General features: G+C 61.7%; 15 protein-coding genes. 6 read left to right on the top strand and 9 right to left on the bottom strand.

The features are described from left to right. Positions 1–1119 (top strand): cation:proton antiporter (locus tag ACNQP3_RS28865; protein WP_416470692.1); only part of this gene is annotated, 1119 nt, incomplete at its 5' end. A gap of 133 nt (positions 1120–1252) precedes the next feature. Here the strand turns inward: ACNQP3_RS28865 and ACNQP3_RS28860 are convergent. From ACNQP3_RS28860 to zwf, 4 genes are all read right to left on the bottom strand, one after another. Further along, positions 1253–1660: an SMI1/KNR4 family protein gene (locus ACNQP3_RS28860; RefSeq protein ID WP_069943009.1), complete on the bottom strand. Its 408-nt coding sequence runs from the start codon at positions 1658–1660 to the stop codon at positions 1253–1255. 114 nt (positions 1661–1774) lie between these two features. After that, positions 1775–2629: a Tim44 domain-containing protein gene (locus tag ACNQP3_RS28855; RefSeq protein WP_060514730.1), complete on the bottom strand. Its 855-nt coding sequence runs from the start codon at positions 2627–2629 to the stop codon at positions 1775–1777. A 134-nt stretch (positions 2630–2763) separates the two neighbouring features. Further along, positions 2764–4950, bottom strand: coding sequence for a DNA helicase II (gene uvrD / locus ACNQP3_RS28850; RefSeq protein WP_012274880.1), 2187 nt, complete (start codon positions 4948–4950; stop codon positions 2764–2766). A gap of 212 nt (positions 4951–5162) precedes the next feature. Beyond that, positions 5163–6605, bottom strand: a complete 1443-nt coding sequence (gene zwf, locus ACNQP3_RS28845) for a glucose-6-phosphate dehydrogenase (protein WP_012274879.1) — start codon at positions 6603–6605, stop codon at positions 5163–5165. 103 nt (positions 6606–6708) lie between these two features. On the opposite strand from zwf, the gene hexR reads away from it, so the two are divergent. Both hexR and ACNQP3_RS28835 read left to right on the top strand, forming a co-directional pair. Then, positions 6709–7575: a transcriptional regulator HexR gene (hexR, locus tag ACNQP3_RS28840; RefSeq protein WP_012274878.1), complete on the top strand. Its 867-nt coding sequence runs from the start codon at positions 6709–6711 to the stop codon at positions 7573–7575. Positions 7576–7725: 150 nt separating this feature from the next. Next, complete coding sequence (locus ACNQP3_RS28835) at positions 7726–7944, top strand: PA3496 family putative envelope integrity protein (protein ID WP_012274877.1); 219 nt, start codon at positions 7726–7728, stop codon at positions 7942–7944. Here the strand turns inward: ACNQP3_RS28835 and ACNQP3_RS28830 are convergent. Continuing rightward, the gene (locus ACNQP3_RS28830) at positions 7886–8848 is read right to left on the bottom strand and encodes a LysR family transcriptional regulator (protein ID WP_012274876.1); all 963 of its coding nucleotides are present in this window, start codon (positions 8846–8848) and stop codon (positions 7886–7888) included. The genes ACNQP3_RS28835 and ACNQP3_RS28830 overlap by 59 nt on opposite strands. Before the next feature lie 190 nt (positions 8849–9038). Between ACNQP3_RS28830 and ACNQP3_RS28825 the strand changes: the two genes are divergently transcribed. Both ACNQP3_RS28825 and oadA read left to right on the top strand, forming a co-directional pair. Further along, positions 9039–10454, top strand: coding sequence for an acetyl-CoA carboxylase biotin carboxylase subunit (locus ACNQP3_RS28825; protein WP_012274875.1), 1416 nt, complete (start codon positions 9039–9041; stop codon positions 10452–10454). 11 nt (positions 10455–10465) lie between these two features. Then, positions 10466–12274, top strand: a complete 1809-nt coding sequence (gene oadA / locus ACNQP3_RS28820) for a sodium-extruding oxaloacetate decarboxylase subunit alpha (protein ID WP_012274874.1) — start codon at positions 10466–10468, stop codon at positions 12272–12274. Between the two features lie 102 nt (positions 12275–12376). Here the strand turns inward: oadA and ACNQP3_RS28815 are convergent, their stop codons facing one another. Genes ACNQP3_RS28815 through ACNQP3_RS28805 form a run of 3 tightly spaced genes read right to left on the bottom strand, consistent with a single transcriptional unit; the run spans position 12377 to position 14144 of the window. After that, complete coding sequence (locus ACNQP3_RS28815) at positions 12377–13048, bottom strand: GNAT family N-acetyltransferase (protein WP_012274873.1); 672 nt, start codon at positions 13046–13048, stop codon at positions 12377–12379. A 7-nt stretch (positions 13049–13055) separates the two neighbouring features. Beyond that, positions 13056–13502, bottom strand: a complete 447-nt coding sequence (locus ACNQP3_RS28810; protein WP_012274872.1) for a GNAT family N-acetyltransferase — start codon at positions 13500–13502, stop codon at positions 13056–13058. A gap of 12 nt (positions 13503–13514) precedes the next feature. Next, a complete protein-coding gene (locus ACNQP3_RS28805) occupies positions 13515–14144 on the bottom strand; it encodes an FMN-binding negative transcriptional regulator (protein ID WP_012274871.1) in 630 nt (209 codons plus the stop codon). A 90-nt stretch (positions 14145–14234) separates the two neighbouring features. On the opposite strand from ACNQP3_RS28805, the gene ACNQP3_RS28800 reads away from it, so the two are divergent. Next, positions 14235–15764, top strand: a complete 1530-nt coding sequence (locus ACNQP3_RS28800; RefSeq protein WP_264316675.1) for a PLP-dependent aminotransferase family protein — start codon at positions 14235–14237, stop codon at positions 15762–15764. A 32-nt stretch (positions 15765–15796) separates the two neighbouring features. On the opposite strand, the gene ACNQP3_RS28795 is transcribed toward ACNQP3_RS28800, so the two are convergent. Further along, a partial coding sequence (locus ACNQP3_RS28795; RefSeq protein ID WP_416470691.1) for an extracellular solute-binding protein occupies positions 15797–16400 on the bottom strand: 604 nt, incomplete at its 5' end.

The raw sequence follows: 16400 nt of genomic DNA, 5'->3' as shown, positions 1-16400 counted from the left end.
TTCGAAAGCAACGAGATGTTGCTGATCACCGTACTGGGCCTGTGTTTCGGCTTCTGCCTGCTGGTGGTGAAGCTGGAGTACAGCATGGTGCTTGGCGCCTTCCTGATTGGTGCGATCATGGCTGAATCGCGCCAGTTGCTGAAAATAGAAAGCCTGATCGAACCGGTACGCGACCTCTTCAGCGCCATATTCTTCGTCGCCATCGGCCTGATGATCGACCCCCAGGTGCTCATAGACTACGCCTGGCCGATCGTGGTCATCACCTTGGCGGTGGTGCTGGGCAAGATGCTGTCTTGTGGCATGGGGGCGTTCATCGCCGGCAATGATGGGCGCACGTCGCTGCGCGTGGGCATGGGGCTATCGCAAATTGGCGAATTCTCTTTCATCATCGCCGCGCTGGGCATGACCCTGCAGGTAACCAGCGATTTCCTTTACCCGGTGGCTGTCGCGGTATCGGCAATCACCACGTTGCTGACGCCGTACCTGATCCGCGCGGCCGACCCGTTGTCGCAAAAGCTGGGCAATATAGTGCCGGGCCGCCTGGCGCGGGTGCTGTCGTTGTACGGCGAGTGGTTGCGCAACATCCAGCCGCAGGGCGAGAGCGCCATGCTGGCGGCGATGATTCGGCGCATCCTGTTGCAGGTGGGGGTAAACCTGGCGCTGGTAATCGCCATTTTCTTCAGTGGTGGCTACTTCGCAGGGCGAATCGGCAACTGGCTCAGTGAGTGGGTGAGCGATGCGAGCCAGCAGAAGGCTGTGATCTGGGGGGCGGCCTTGTTGCTGTCGCTGCCATTCCTTATCGCCGCCTACCGCAAGCTCAAGGCACTTTCGATGTTGCTGGCAGAGATGGGCGTGAAGCCTGAAATGGCAGGGCGGCATACCCAGCGTGTGCGCCGTGTGATTGCTGAAGTTATCCCGCTGTTGTCGCTGCTGGTGATCTTCCTGCTGCTGTCGGCATTGTCGGCGAGCATTCTGCCGACCAGCGAGTTGTTGCTGGTGATTGCTGTAGTCGCTGCCGTGGTGGTGGCGTTGTTGTGGCGCTGGTTCATCCGCGTGCACACGCGCATGCAGATCGCCTTGTTGGAGACGCTAGAGAATAGTCGCGAGAACTCGCACTAAGGGGCAATGCTCCCTGCGCAAGATTTCACCGTCGTCCGAGGGGATGGAGCGGTAGCGATGTCGCCAGGCGCAGAAAGCCTGGCGATTTTAACTACATTGATGGCACTAAGCCATAAATATTCCTGTGGATATTTCAGCTTTCCAGCCAAACATCCCGCGCCCAGTGCCACACCGATTCCCAGCTGTCTTCGCCGACCAGTTCCTCATCGGCATCCCACAGCACCACGGTGCCATCTTCTTCTACGCAGTAGTAGTTTTCGCCGTCCTGGCACAGTGGGATCAGCTCACGCGGCACGCCGGCATCCCAAGCTGTGGCGGCAACTTCTGGCAGGTACGTGTGCGACTGCGGGTCGGTACAAGTGACAGGCTCAAGAGAGCCGTAAACAACATCACTTACGGTCAGCAGAAACTCTTTGAACACGAATGGAATATTGATGAACAGCTGCTCTTCGATCTCCACCAGTTGGTCCTCGTCGGGAAGCTCCAAGGGCACCGGTACGGGTTCATTGGCTTCACGGAGTTGTTCGATCACTTCTTCCACGGTTCACTTCCTCTGACCTAGATGACAACGCTGCGCGTTATACCCTAGTAGGCCAGTCTGGCAAAAGCAAAAACCCCGGGACAGGCCCGGGGTTTTTCATGCAGCACGTAGCGGTTAGCCGTTTTGACGGATACCGGCAACCAGCCAAGGTTGGTTCTCGCCCTGGGCGCGAACCATGTGCCAGCTTTCGCTGAACACTTCGCCCTGGTCGAAGCGCGAGTTCTTCGACACGCCACGGAAGGTCAGGGTGGCGTCGGTGCGGTCGGCGCGGTCGTCGAGACCGTCCAGCTGCACTTCCAGGTTATCGATGTAGGTAGCCTGGAAGCCATCACCCAGCTCAGCACGCTCGCGCTTGAGGAACTCCAGCATTTGCGGAGTAACGAACTCGGCGATCTTGTCCATTTCGTTGGCATCCCAGTGCTGCTGCAGCGACTGGAAATGGTTACGGGCGGCAGCCAGGAAGTTCTGCTCGTTGAACCAAGCCGGGGCGTTGATTACCGGAGCGGCTGCGGCGGCAGGTGCGGCCGAACCCCCGAAGATCGACGGCTGGGCAGGCTGGGCGTGAGCCTCACGCTGCATCGGCGCATGGCCTGGCATGGCCATTTGCGGCTGCTGCTGGCGGCGGCGCGCGGCGATGAAGCGGAACACCAGGAAGGCAATGAGCGCCACGATCAGGAAGTCCATGATCTGGAAGCCTTCGAAACCGTCGCCCATGAACATGGACGCCAGCAGGCCACCGGCGGCCAGGCCGGCCAATGGGCCCAACCAGCGCGAAGCACCGCTGGCGGCCGGGGCTGCACGACCAGGTGCGGTCGGCGCGGCGGCAGGCGTGGTTGGCGTAGCCTGGCGGGTCTGGTGAATAGGCGCGGAGCCCGAGCTCTTACCGCCGCCGAAACGCTTGGCGTTGGCGTCCAGGCTCAGCGTCAGGCCGACGCAGAGCGCCAGTGCGATGCTAAGAAAACGTTGCATAAGTGGGATATCCCCTGTTGTGGATTGCACGCGCGTCATGGTGCACAGGTTCCCGGGCACATGACCAGCGACATAATGTTTCGAGCTTTTGCCTGAATGTTACAAGGCCGCCCCGGCAGGGCGGCCTTGCGCTTTCAGATGGCCTCGAGCTTGGCATACCCCAGCATCAGCCACTTGCTGCCTTCGGCAAAGTTCACCTGCACCCGCGCCTGCGCACCCGAGCCCTCGAAGTTGAGGATCACACCTTCGCCAAACACTGCATGTTGTACACGCTGGCCAAGGTTGAACGCGGTCTGCGGAATACTGGCATTGGCAAACAGGTTGCTGTTGGTGGCGGTCTTGGCCCCACCGAACGGGCGGCTGACGCTGTTGGACAGGCGCACTTCCTGAACCAAGCCTGGCGGAATTTCGCGCACGAAACGCGACACCTTGTTGTAGGTCTCGCTGCCATACAGACGACGGGTTTCGGCATAGGTCATGACCAGCTGGCGCATGGCGCGGGTGATGCCCACGTAGGCCAGGCGCCGTTCCTCTTCCAGGCGGCCGGGTTCTTCCAGGCTCATCTTGTGCGGGAACAGGCCTTCTTCCATGCCCACCAGGAACACATACGGGAACTCCAGGCCTTTGGCGCTGTGCAGGGTCATCAGCTGGATGCTGTCTTCATGCTCATCAGCCTGGGTATCGCCCGCTTCAAGCGAGGCATGCCCCAAGAAGGCTGACAGTGGCGAGAGGTCGGCATCTTCGTCGGCGGATTCGAAGTTGCGTGCAGCGCTGACCAGTTCCTCAAGGTTTTCTACCCGTGCCTGGCCCTTTTCACCTTTTTCCTCCTGGTGATAGAGGATCAGCCCGGACTGCTCGATGGTGGTCTGGGTCATGGTATGCAGCGGCATGTCCACGACTTTGGCGGCCAGCCCCTCGATCAGCTCGATGAAAGCCCCCAGGGCACTGGCGGCGCGGCCCTTCAGGGCCTTGGCGGCGAGCAGCTGGCACATGGCCTCCCACATCGACAACTGGCTGTGGCGGGCGTGCTCACGGATGGCTTCGACGGTTTTTTCGCCGATACCGCGCGGCGGCACGTTGATCACCCGCTCCAGGGCGGCATCGTTGCCACGCCCTTCGATCAGCCGCAGGTATGCCATGGCGTTCTTGATTTCGGCGCGTTCGAAGAAGCGTTGGCCGCCATAGATGCGGTAGGGGATGCGCTCGCGCAGCAGGGCCTCTTCCAGCACCCGCGACTGGGCGTTGGAACGGTACAGAATGGCGATCTCGTTACGCGCATTGCCCTGCTTGACCAGGCTTTCGATGGTTTCTACCACGTAGCGCGCTTCGTCATGCTCGTTGTAGGCCGCGTACAGGGTCAGCGGTTCGCCTTCGCCCATGTCGGTCCACAGCTCTTTGCCCAGGCGCCCACTGTTGTTGGCGATCAGGGCGTTGGCAGCCTTGAGGATGCCGCCGGTGGAGCGGTAGTTCTGCTCCAGGCGGATCATCTCGGCGTCGGGGAAGTCGGCGGTGTACTGGTGAATGTTTTCGATCTTGGCGCCGCGCCAGCCGTAGATCGACTGGTCGTCATCGCCTACCGCCATCAAGCTGGCGCCACCGCGCGCCAACAGGCGCAGCCAGGCGTACTGCACGGCGTTGGTATCCTGGAACTCGTCCACCAGCACGTGCTGGAAGCGCCGCTGGTAGTGCTCCAGCAAGCCCGGGTGGTCGCGCCACAGGTCCAGGGCGCGCAGCAGCAGTTCGGAGAAGTCGATGACCCCGGCGCGCTCGCAGGCCTGCTCGTAGGCGGTATAGACCTCGCGCATGGTCGCCAGGAACAGGTCGCCACCGGCCTGGATATGCTGCGGGCGCAGGCCCTCGTCCTTCTGCCCGTTGATGAACCACTGGGCCTGGCGCGCCGGCCACTTCTGCTCGTCCAGGCCCAGCTCGCGCATCACCCGCTTGATCAGGCGCTGCTGGTCGTCGCTGTCGAGGATCTGGAAGTTCTGAACCAACCGTGCTTCCTGCCAGTGGGCCCGCAGCAGGCGATGGGCCAGGCCGTGGAAGGTGCCTACCCACATACCCGCCGGGTTGATCCCCAGCAGCTGCTCGATCCGCTGGCGCATTTCTGCAGCAGCCTTGTTGGTGAAGGTCACCGACAGGATCGAATGCGGCGACGCCTGCTCTACCTGGATAAGCCAGGCGATGCGGTGCACCAGCACGCGGGTTTTACCGGAACCGGCGCCGGCAAGCACCAATTGACGCCCGAGCGTGGCCGCTACGGCCTGGCGTTGGGCATCGTTGAGGGAATTCAGCAGGAGGGAGAGGTCATCTGTGTGCATCGGGCCATTCTAGGGCGCAGCAGGGGAAGGGTAAATGGCACTGTATGAATATTCACCCTTGCGCAACTGCAAAGCGGCCCCTGCAGGCCGTGCGCCTGCAGGGGCCGTCACGTCTACATCAATGGGTTTCCACGATGTCGGTGATGCAAGTGATCAGTTGGCCGTCGTGGAAAATATCTGCAGCGCATACCTGCGATGCAGCGCGAAGCGCTTCAGCTGTGCCAGTGCCTGCCATGCCGCGCGAGTAGGCTGTTGGCCTGCTCCGGGCCGTTGTTGCCCGCCGGGTAATGGCGTGGCGCCTGAAAGTGCTCTTCCCAGCCCTTGATGATCGGGTCGACCCACGCCCAGGCCGCTTCCACTTCATCACGCCGCATGAACAGCGTCGAGTCGCCTTCCAGGATGTCCAGCAGCAGGCGTTCGTAAGCACCCCAACGACGGGTCTGGCCGAACACCTGGGCCAGGTTGAGGTCCAGGTCCACCGGCTCCAGTCGCATGCCTTTGCCGGGGCTTTTGGTCATCATGCGCAGGCTGATGCGTTCGTCCGGTTGCAGCTGGATCAACAGCTGGTTGACCTGGCCGCCGCTGAAAAGCTCATGGGGCACAGGCTTGAACTGGATGACGATCTGCGAAGTGCGCCGCGCCATGCGCTTGCCGGTGCGCAGGTAGAACGGCACGCCAGCCCAGCGCCAATTGTCGATGTGCGCCTGAACGGCCACAAAGGTTTCGGTATCGCTGTCGTTGTCCACGTCCTTTTCGAAGTAATAGGCCGGCACTTCCTGGCCACCGATGTAGCCGGCACCGTACTGACCACGCACGGTCTTGTCCTGTACGTCCTGCCCAGTAATGGGCTTGAGGGCACGCAGGACCTTCACTTTCTCGTCGCGCACGGCCTCGGCTTCGAACTGCGCGGGTGGCTCCATGGCCACCAGGCACAGCAGCTGCAGCAAGTGGTTCTGGAGCATGTCGCGGGTTGCCCCGGCGCGGTCGTAGTACCCGCCGCGGTTCTCTACACCGAGGGTTTCGCAGGCGCTGATCTGCACATGATCGACCTGGCCGTTGCGCCACACAGGTTCAAGCAGGGCGTTGGCAAAGCGCAGCGCCATGAGGTTCTGCACGGTTTCCTTGCCCAGGTAGTGATCAATGCGAAACACCTGGGGTTCTTCGAACACGGCGCCGATCGCTTCGTTGATGGCGGTGGCCGAGTGCTGTGAATGGCCAATGGGCTTTTCCAGCACAATGCGCGCCTCGCTGTCGGCCAGCCCGGAAATACGCAAGTGGTTGGCGATTGGCACGAACAGGGAGGGCGCGGTGGCCAGGTAGAAGACGCGGGTCAGCCCGCCAGGCTCGCCGAGGTAGCGCGCCAGGCGACCGAAGTCGGCGCTTTGCGAGGCATCCATGGGGAAGTAGTCGAGGCGCGCGGCAAAGCGTTGCCACACATCTTCGTCGAAGTCGGTGCGGGCAATCTGCGCCCGGCAATGCCGTTCTGCGAGCTTGAGGTATTCGTTACGGCTGATGTTGCGGCGGGCGAGGGCAATGATGCGTACCGCGTTGTTCAGGCGCGCCTCGCGATACAAATGGTAGAGCGCCGGAAGCAATTTGTGCAGGGCCAGGTCGCCCGTGCCACCGAACACCAGAATGTCGCAAGGAATAGTCAAACCACCACTCTCCACGTTCGTTTAACTGGGCGGGTTGGCGTCCATGTAGTATAACTACAAGAAAGCTACAACCCGGCCAGCCGATCATAACCGAGTCCAGCCCGTGAATCTGTTGCAACATATCGCCCAATCGCGCCACCTGCTGCGCAAATCGGAACTCAAAGTGGCCGACCACGTGCTGCTCGACCCGGCTGCCGTCATGCACAGCTCCATGGCCGATCTGGCGCACAGTGTGGGCATCAGCGAGCCGACCATCGTACGTTTCTGCCGGGCGATCGGTTGCTCGGGCTTCCAGGACCTGAAACTCAAGCTGGCGCAGAGCCTGGCGGCTGGGGCCAGTTTTGGCCAGTTTGCCATCCATGAAGACGACTCGGTCGCCGACTACAGCCTGAAGATCTTCGACACTACCCTGCACACCCTGATGGAAGTGCGCGAGCACCTCGACCCGCATGCGCTTCAGCAGGCGGTGAGCGCCATGGCCCAGGCACAGCGTGTCGAGTTCTATGGCTTTGGTGCCTCTGGTGCGGTGGCGGCCGATGCCCAGCACAAGTTCTTCCGCCTGCTGCTCAGTGCCGCTGCTTATTCCGACCCGCACATGCAGGCGATGTCGGCGGTAACCTTGAAGCCGGGCGATGTGGCCGTGTGTATTTCCCAGTCGGGTCGCTCCAAGGACTTGCTGATCACCGCCAACCTGGTGCGTGAGAGCGGCGCCAACCTGATTACCCTGTGCCCCAGCCAGACGCCGCTGGCCGAGCTGTCGACGGTCAACCTGGCGATCGACGTGCATGAGGACACCGAAATCTATACCCCGCTGACCTCGCGTATCGCCCACCTTGTGGTGATTGACGTGCTGGCCATGGGCGTGGCCATGGCACGGGGCCCGAGCCTGGTCAACCACCTGAAAAGCGTGAAGCGCAGCTTGCGCAGCCTGCGTTTGTCGCCCAAGTCGATCAAGGCTACAGATGACTGAATTCAGCCTGTAATGGCCTTTACGCGAGTTCATCCGTGAAAAGGCCGGCAAAGGCGAAGCAAATTTCACTGTTTTGTCACCATTCCACAGCCAAACCGTAAACCATCAAGGCCAGTCTGAAACTCCCGCATCCTATCTGGGAGACAGGCAATGGCTCGTGACTTCGATGGTACGTACCAACCCAACGCCAAGGCTCGCAAACAGCAGGAAAAGGATCAGCGCCGCATGGAATACCGCCGCGCGATCGAAAGCTATTGCGACCAACGTCAGCTGCTGCGCGACCTGGTGGATTACCCCGAGTTGCAAGAACTCACGGTGTGGCAGGCGTCGGCGGCAACTTCCCCGAAAAACGCTCAACAAGCGCGCTGATCAACGCACGTTCGCCGCGGATGAATGCCAGAAAGGCCAAGGCCACCGGCGACTGTCGCTTGGCCTTGGACTGCACCACGCACCAGCTGCGGTACAGCGGCAGTTCCTCCACCGGTAATTCCTTCAGCACCCCGGTGGCCAGTTCCAGGTTGACTGCGTGGCGGGTGAGCAGGGCGATCCCAAGGCCGGCGATCACGCATTCGCGCTGGGCATCGGCCGATGCAACCTCCAGGGTCTGGGTGAAATGCACGCGCTTGTCCTTGAAGTACTCTTCGCAAGCCTTGCGCGTCCCTGAACCTTGCTCACGGACCAACAGGGTATGAGGCTCCAGGTCCTGCAGGCGCAGCTGCTCGAGCTTGCACAGCGGGTGCTCGGGCGGCGCCACGGCAACGATCGGGTTGTTGAGGAATGGCAGAAACTCCAGACCCATGTCCTGCGGCACCATCGACATGATGATCAGGTCGTCGCGGTTGTCGGAAAGACGGCGAATGGCCTGGGCGCGGTTGACCACTGTCAGGGTCAGGTTGACCTCCGGGTGACGCTGCTTGAAGGCGGCGAACAGGTGTGGCACGAAGTACTTGGCACTGGACTCGATCGCCAGCTTCAACTGACCCTGCAATGAGCCCTGCATGTCCGACAGCTGCATGTCCAGGCTCTCCAGGCGCCCGAAAATGTCGTGGCTGGCGCGTTGCAATGCTTCGGCCGCCTCGGTGAGGTAGAGCTTCTTGCCCACATACTCGAACAGCGGCTGGCCGATCAGCTCTTCAAGCTGGCGGATCTGTAGACTAACGGCGGGTTGCGTCAGCGACATCTCTTCCGCCGCACGGCTGTAAGAACGTAAATCACACACCTCATTGAAGATCTGCAATTGACGCAAAGTCATACGCATCAAGGACTTACGCATTTCTTTTCTCGCCTTCGGCAACACCTTGTTACCGCACTATAAGCTTTTGCTAATACAGCCCCTAACAAATATTGATTTTTGTTTATCGACCTACAGCGCTAGGGTGAATGTGCGACTGGCCAGCAACGCCTGGTCACGCGCCGACCGGTAGAACCGGCTCGACTGTTCCTACGGCTTTGGGAAGACTCCAGTGATAAAAAAAATCCTGATCGCCAACCGAGGTGAAATCGCAGTTCGGATCGTGCGTGCCTGCGCCGAGATGGGCATACGCTCGGTAGCGATCTTTTCCGACGCCGACCGGCATGCCTTGCACGTCAAGCGCGCCGACGAAGCCCACAGCATTGGTGCCGAGCCGCTGGCCGGCTACCTGAACCCGCGCAAGCTGGTGAACCTGGCTGTGGAAACCGGTTGTGATGCCCTGCACCCGGGCTATGGTTTTTTGTCGGAAAACGCTGAACTGGCAGAGATCTGCGCCGAGCGCGGGATCAAGTTCATCGGCCCGGCCGCCGACGTGATTCGCCGCATGGGCGACAAGACCGAAGCGCGCCGCACCATGATCGCCGCTGGTGTGCCGGTCACCCCTGGCACCGAAGGCAACGTTGCCGATATTCATGAAGCCTTGAGCGAAGGCGAGCGCATCGGTTACCCGGTGATGCTCAAGGCCACCTCCGGTGGTGGCGGTCGCGGTATTCGCCGTTGCAACAGCCGCGAGGAACTGGAACAGAACTTCCCACGGGTGATTTCCGAGGCGACCAAGGCCTTTGGTTCGGCTGAAGTGTTCCTGGAAAAGTGCATCGTCAACCCCAAGCACATCGAGGCGCAGATCCTCGGTGACAGCTTTGGCAACGTGGTGCACCTGTTCGAGCGCGACTGCTCGATCCAGCGCCGTAACCAGAAACTCATCGAAATCGCCCCAAGCCCCCAGCTCACCCCCGAGCAGCGCGCCTACATTGGCGACCTGGCAGTGCGTGCGGCCAAGGCGGTGAACTACGAGAACGCCGGTACCGTGGAGTTTCTGCTCGCCGATGGCGAGGTGTACTTCATGGAAATGAACACCCGGGTGCAGGTGGAACACACCATCACCGAGGAAATCACCGGTATCGACATCGTCCGTGAGCAGATTCGCATTGCCTCGGGCTTGCCGCTGTCGGTCAAGCAAGAAGACATTCAGCACCGCGGTTACGCGTTGCAGTTCCGTATTAACGCCGAAGACCCGAAGAACAACTTCCTGCCAAGTTTCGGCAAGATCACCCGTTACTACGCCCCCGGCGGCCCCGGCGTGCGTACCGACACGGCGATCTACACCGGCTACACCATTCCGCCGTTCTACGACTCCATGTGCCTGAAACTGGTGGTGTGGGCGTTGACCTGGGAAGAAGCCATGGACCGCGGCCTGCGGGCCCTGGACGACATGCGCGTGCAAGGGGTGAAGACCACCGCCGCGTACTACCAGGAAATCCTGCGCAATCCGGAATTCCGTAGCGGCCAGTTCAATACCAGCTTCGTCGAAAGCCACCCTGAACTGACCAACTACTCGATCAAGCGCAAACCCGAAGAGCTGGCCCTGGCCATCGCCGCCGCCATCGCCGCCCACGCAGGCCTGTGAGGAACCCCATAATGTCCAAGAAAATTCACGTAACCGACACGATCCTGCGCGACGCCCACCAGTCCCTGCTGGCCACCCGCATGCGTACCGAAGACATGCTGCCGATCTGCGACAAGCTCGACAAAGTCGGCTACTGGTCGCTGGAAGTCTGGGGTGGCGCCACCTTCGACGCCTGCGTGCGCTTCCTCAAGGAAGACCCGTGGGAGCGCCTGCGCAAGCTGCGTGCAGCACTGCCCAATACTCGCCTGCAAATGCTGCTGCGCGGCCAAAACCTGCTGGGCTACCGCCACTACAGCGACGACGTGGTCAAAGCTTTCGTCGCCAAGGCTGCGGTCAACGGCATCGATGTTTTCCGTATTTTCGACGCCATGAACGACGTGCGTAACCTGCGCGTGGCCATCGAAGCGGTCAAGGCCGCCGGCAAGCACGCCCAGGGCACCATCGCCTACACCACCAGCCCGGTGCACACCATCGAAGCCTTCGTGAACCAAGCCAAGCAGATGGAAGCCATGGGTTGCGACTCGGTAGCGATCAAGGACATGGCCGGCCTGCTGACCCCATTCGCCACTGGCGAGCTGGTCAAGGCGCTGAAGGCCGAGCAGTCGCTGCCGGTGTTCATCCACTCCCACGACACCGCCGGCCTGGCGGCCATGTGCCAGCTCAAGGCTGTGGAAAACGGTGCAGACCACATCGACACCGCCATTTCCAGCTTCGCCTGGGGCACCAGCCACCCGGGTACCGAGTCGATGGTTGCCGCGCTCAAGGGCAGTGAGTTCGATACCGGCCTGGACCTGGAACTGCTGCAGGAAATCGGCCTGTACTTCTACGCCGTGCGCAAGAAGTACCACCAGTTCGAAAGCGAGTTCACCGCCGTGGACACCCGCGTGCAGGTCAACCAGGTGCCGGGCGGCATGATTTCCAACCTGGCCAACCAGTTGAAAGAGCAGGGTGCGCTCAACCGCATGAACGAAGTGCTGGCTGAGATCCCACGTGTGCGTGAAGACCTTGGTTACCCGCCGCTGGTAACGCCGACCTCGCAGATCGTCGGCACCCAGGCGTTCTTCAACGTGCTGGCCGGCGAGCGCTACAAGACCATCACCAACGAGGTGAAGCTGTACCTGCAAGGCGGTTACGGCAAGGCGCCAGGTGTGGTCAACGAGCAACTGCGCCGCCAGGCGATCGGCAGCGAAGAAGTGATCGACGTGCGCCCGGCCGACCTGCTGAAGCCGGAGATGGCCAAGCTGCGTACCGACATCGGCGCCCTGGCCCGCTGTGAAGAGGACGTGCTGACCTTTGCCATGTTCCCGGACATTGGCCGCAAGTTCCTCGAAGAACGCGAAGCCGGCACGCTCACCCCGGAAGCCCTGCTGCCGATTCCAGAAGCTGGCGCCGTTTCTGCCCCTGGCGGTGAAGGCGTACCGACCGAGTTCGTCATCGACGTGCACGGCGAAACCTACCGCGTCGACATCACGGGTGTGGGTGTGAAGGCCGAAGGCAAGCGCCACTTCTACCTGTCCATCGACGGCATGCCGGAAGAAGTGGTGTTCGAACCACTCAACGAATTCGTCGGCGGCGGCGGCAGCAAACGCAAGCAAGCCACCGACCCAGGCCACGTCAGCACCACCATGCCAGGCAACATCGTCGATGTGCTGGTCAAGGAAGGTGACGTGGTCAAGGCCGGTCAGGCCGTGCTGATCACCGAAGCCATGAAGATGGAGACCGAAGTGCAGGCGGCCATCGCCGGCAAGGTCGTCGCCATCCATGTGGCCAAGGGCGATCGCGTGACGCCGGGTGAAATCCTGATCGAGATCGAGGGCTGATTCAGGCCTTCATCCACAAGCGGTTTACCTCTGGGGAGCGGATGCTCCCCTTTTTTTTGTGCTGCATTTGATGGCCCTGTCGCCAGCAAGCCAATACAAAAATCAACCGTTGCGGCACGCTTCCAATGTTTGTCGCTGCCCGCCTGGCTGCTGATTATCCTCACCCAGCCACCGCTCGAAGCCGGCAGCCACCGCCGGCCATTCATCATCGGTAATCGAATACCAGGCCGTATCGCGGTTGTGGTCCTTCACCACCAGGTGTTTGCGGAAAACCCCTTCGTAGGTGAAGCCAAATCGCTCCGCTGCACGCTTCGAGCGGGCGTTGGCGTTATTGCACTTCCACTCCAGCCGGCGGTTGCCCAGTTCGAAGCCGAGCTTGCCCAGCAGGTACACCGCCTCGGTGCTCTTGGGCGTGCGCTGCATGGGGGCGCCGAAAGCGATATGGCCGATTTCGATTCGGCCGTGGTCGGGCACGATCGACATCAGGGTGAGGATGCCCTGGGCCTGGCCACTAGCGCGGTCGATGACGGTGTAGTACAGCGGGTCCTGGCCTGCAGCGTTGCCTTCCAGCCAGCGATCGAAGGCGGCACGTTCGGCGAATGGGCCGTAGGGCAGGTAGTCCCACAGCACTGGGTCGGAGGCTGGCCCCTGCAGTACCTCCCAGAGGTCGTTGCCATGGCGCACCGGGTCGAGCTTTTCCAGGCGGATGAAGCGGCCTTCGATTGGCTCGGCCTTGGGTGTTGCGGCGGGTTTCCAGTTCAATGCGTCAGTCATATCTGGCCTACAAACCTTTGCGGAATTGGATGAAGCCCGAGCGCTCGGCAACCTGCTGATACAGGCTGATGGCGGTGGCGTTGGTTTCGTGGGTCAGCCAGTGCACCTTGCTGCAGTTATCGGCCTTGGCGGTGGTGTAGACGTGTTCGATCAGTTGCCGACCGATGCCCAGGCCACGCTGCGTGCTGTCCACGTACAGGTCTTGCAGGTAGCAGGCATTCTCGATGCTCCAGTTGGAGCGATGGTAGATGAAGTTGACCATCCCCACGGCCTTGCCATCGACCCAGGCCAGTGCCGAATGGGTTGGCTCGTTAGGGTCGAGCAGGCGCTGCCAGGTGCTCTGGCTGACTTCATCGGCCAACTCGGTTTCGTAGAAGTGCAAGTAGGCCTGCCACAGGGCCTGCCAGGCGGCGTGATCTTGGGCGGTGACAGGGCGCAGGGTAACGCTAGACATGGGGCTATTCCTTCAGAGTTGGCGCATGTGCGCCGCGAGTTGGTTGTCTTGTTGATCGGTACTGGCGCTCAGGCTTTCGCACACACCGGCGATGTCTTGCTCGGAGCGGTTCTGGCTGAGCTTGCGCGCGCCTTGCAGGCGGGCGATGGGCAGGCGGACCCCGACGATGGCGCGGAGCATGCCGTCGAGGTAGTCAGCAGGGGCATCGGTGACCTTCCACGGTTCGCTGCGCCCCTGTTCGTGTCGGTCGGTCAGGCGGCTTACGATCGCCAGCAGCGGCTCGGCCTCATGGATAACATCGGCCGGGCCATAGGCGTGCACAGCCAGGTAGTTCCAGGTCGGCACCACCTTGGGGTTATCGGCCTTGCTTGGGTAGTAGCTGGGGCTGACATAGGCATCGGCGCCGGGGAACACCAGCAGCGCTTCGCCGCCTTGCTCGAGGTCTTGCCATTGGCGGTTGGCCCGGGCCAGGTGGGCATACACTGTGCCGAACTCGCCCTCAGCGGTATCGACCAGCACCGGCAGGTGCGTGGCCAGCAGGCCCTGCTCGCCGTGGCTGACCAGAACGGCCAGGCGGGTGTCCAGCATGTGTTGGTGCAGGCGGGCGAGGTCGTGTTCCTGGTGGGGTTTGCTGTTGTACATGGGCGGGATCCTTGTCGAATGGCTTCATCCTAGGCAGGCTATTGGTTCTGGGTAAGAGCCATTACTGTCTGATTTGATAGGTCCAATGCCATGAGCCAGCAGCCCCTCATACTGCCTTTCGACCCTGCCGGCATCGCCCTTGATCGCCGTCGCGGGCTTAGCCAGCAGCTTTATCAGGCGTTACGGGCGCGGGTGCTGGATGGGCGCCTGAGCAGTGGCACGCGGCTGCCGGCCACACGTGACCTGGCGGGCATGCTGGCGCTGTCACGCAACAGCGTGGTGCGTGCCTATGACCAACTGTATGCCGAAGGCTACATCGAAAGCCGCGTCGGTGATGGCACGTACGTTAGCCAGCTTCCGAAACTATCCACACAAGTATCCACAGAGTTATCCCTGGGTTTATCAACAGGGTTATCCACATTTTCCGTTGGAAATACTGATGATTTATCCAGCGATCGACGTTTGAGCGAGCCTTTACAGCGCTTGAAAAGTGGTCATTTGCCCTCGCCAAGAAGCGGTGCGCCTCGTGCTTTTCGCGTCGGTATTCCGGCATTCGACCTGTTCCCATTTGACGTCTGGGCCAAGCTGCAGGCGGGTTTCTGGCGCAACCCTTCCCCTGAACAGCTGGGCTACGGTGATCCGGCAGGTGAGCCGGCTTTACGCGAGTTGATCGCGGCTTACCTGCGCCGCTCGCGCGGGCTGAGCTGCACGGCTGAACAAATTGTGATCACCAGTGGTGCGCAGCAGGCCATCAGCCTTTGTGCACAGCTGCTGCTGCAACCTGGCGACGGTGTGGCTGTGGAAAACCCAGGCTATCGGGCGGCCGGTCATGCTTTCACGCTGGCGGGTGGCCGAGTGTTTGGCGTGCCGGTGGATGAAGACGGCATGGATTGCGGCCGGCTCGAGCAACGGCCGGATTGCCGGCTGGCCTATGTCACGCCTGCTCACCAGTACCCGACCGGGGTGACCATGAGCCTGGCGCGCCGCCTGGCATTGCTGGCCTGGGCGGAACGCAGCGATGGCTGGGTCATCGAGGACGACTACGACGGCGAGTATCGCTACAGTGGCGCGCCGCTGGCCCCGCTGGCAGCGCTCGACCGGCACGGGCGGGTGCTGTATGTCGGCACCTTTGGCAAGATCGCCTTCCCGGCGTTACGCCTGGGCTATCTGGTGCTCCCGCCGCAGCTGGCGCAGGCGTTCAGCCAGGGCAAGGCGCTAGCGGTGCGGCATTCGGAGGTCAGCAGCCAGTGCGTGATGGCCGAGTTCATGGCCCGCGGGCATTTTCAGCGGCATATCCGCCGTATGCGCAAGGCGGCGTTGAACCGGCGCAATGTGCTCAAGGCCGGTTGGCCAGTGGATGTTCCGGGGTTGGGCGCAATGCCGGAAGTGGCGGCCGGGCTGCATGTGAAGGTCGATGTGGATAACTTTGCGAAAGAGCAGGAACTGGTGGCAAGAGCGGAGGCGGTGGGCGTGGAGGTAACACCGCTGAGCAATTTCTGGTTGGCGGATAGCGATGTGCCTGTGGATAAGCGAGCGGGCTTGGTGCTGGGGTTTGCGGCGGTGCCGGAGGGTGAGATTGCCGAGGCCCTGATGAAGCTGCGCAAAGCCTGGAGAAAGTGAATGGGGCCGCTGTGCGGCCCTTCGTGGGTGACTCAGGTGCCGGACTTGATCCGCGTCCAGGCCCGGGTTCGCGCCCGTTCGGCATCCCGTGCCAGGGGCTTGAGGGTATACAGCTTGGCCATCGCCTCGGCCGTCGGGTACAGGTTGGGGTTGTTGCGAATCGTCGGGTTCACCTTGGCGGTCGCATCTTTGTTCGGGTTCGGATACCCAACGAAGTCGCTGATGGGTGCGATCACCTCGGGTCGCAGCAGGTAGTTGATGAACGCATGCGCATCCTCCGGGTTGGCCGCGCCCTTCGGAATCGACAGCATGTCGAACCAGATCGGCGCGCCTTCCTTGGGCAGGCGCATGTCCACCACCACGCCATTTTTCGCCTCACGGGCGCGGTTGGCGGCCTGCGAGAAGCTGCCGCTGTAGCCTACTGCCACGCAGATGTCGCCATTGGCAATATCTGCCATGTACTTCGAGGAATGGAAGTAGGTGATATGCGGGCGAATCTTCAGCATCAGTTCCTCGGCCTTCTTGTAGTCGGCCGGTTTGTCGCTGTTCGGCGGCAAGCCCAGGTACTGCAGGGCCAGAGGCATGATCTCCGATGGCGAGTCGAGCAGGGCTACGCCGCACTGCTTGAGCTTGGCG

The organism is Pseudomonas sp. LFS074 (genome assembly GCF_047978165.1).
Lineage (GTDB): Bacteria > Pseudomonadota > Gammaproteobacteria > Pseudomonadales > Pseudomonadaceae > Aquipseudomonas > Aquipseudomonas putida_P.
The sequence above is the reverse complement of the archived record's forward strand: the minus strand, read 5'-3'. Positions and strand labels throughout refer to the sequence as shown.

Coding starts and splice junctions, on each gene's coding strand:
- ACNQP3_RS28855 (WP_060514730.1), bottom strand. CDS start 2,629: ATGCAACGTTTTCTTAGCATCGCACTGGCGCTCTGCGTCGGCCTGACG.
- ACNQP3_RS28805 (WP_012274871.1), bottom strand. CDS start 14,144: ATGTACAACAGCAAACCCCACCAGGAACACGACCTCGCCCGCCTGCAC.
- uvrD (WP_012274880.1), bottom strand. CDS start 4,950: ATGCACACAGATGACCTCTCCCTCCTGCTGAATTCCCTCAACGATGCC.
- ACNQP3_RS28835 (WP_012274877.1), top strand. CDS start 7,726: ATGGCTCGTGACTTCGATGGTACGTACCAACCCAACGCCAAGGCTCGC.
- oadA (WP_012274874.1), top strand. CDS start 10,466: ATGTCCAAGAAAATTCACGTAACCGACACGATCCTGCGCGACGCCCAC.
- ACNQP3_RS28800 (WP_264316675.1), top strand. CDS start 14,235: ATGAGCCAGCAGCCCCTCATACTGCCTTTCGACCCTGCCGGCATCGCC.
- ACNQP3_RS28810 (WP_012274872.1), bottom strand. CDS start 13,502: ATGTCTAGCGTTACCCTGCGCCCTGTCACCGCCCAAGATCACGCCGCC.
- ACNQP3_RS28830 (WP_012274876.1), bottom strand. CDS start 8,848: ATGCGTAAGTCCTTGATGCGTATGACTTTGCGTCAATTGCAGATCTTC.
- ACNQP3_RS28815 (WP_012274873.1), bottom strand. CDS start 13,048: ATGACTGACGCATTGAACTGGAAACCCGCCGCAACACCCAAGGCCGAG.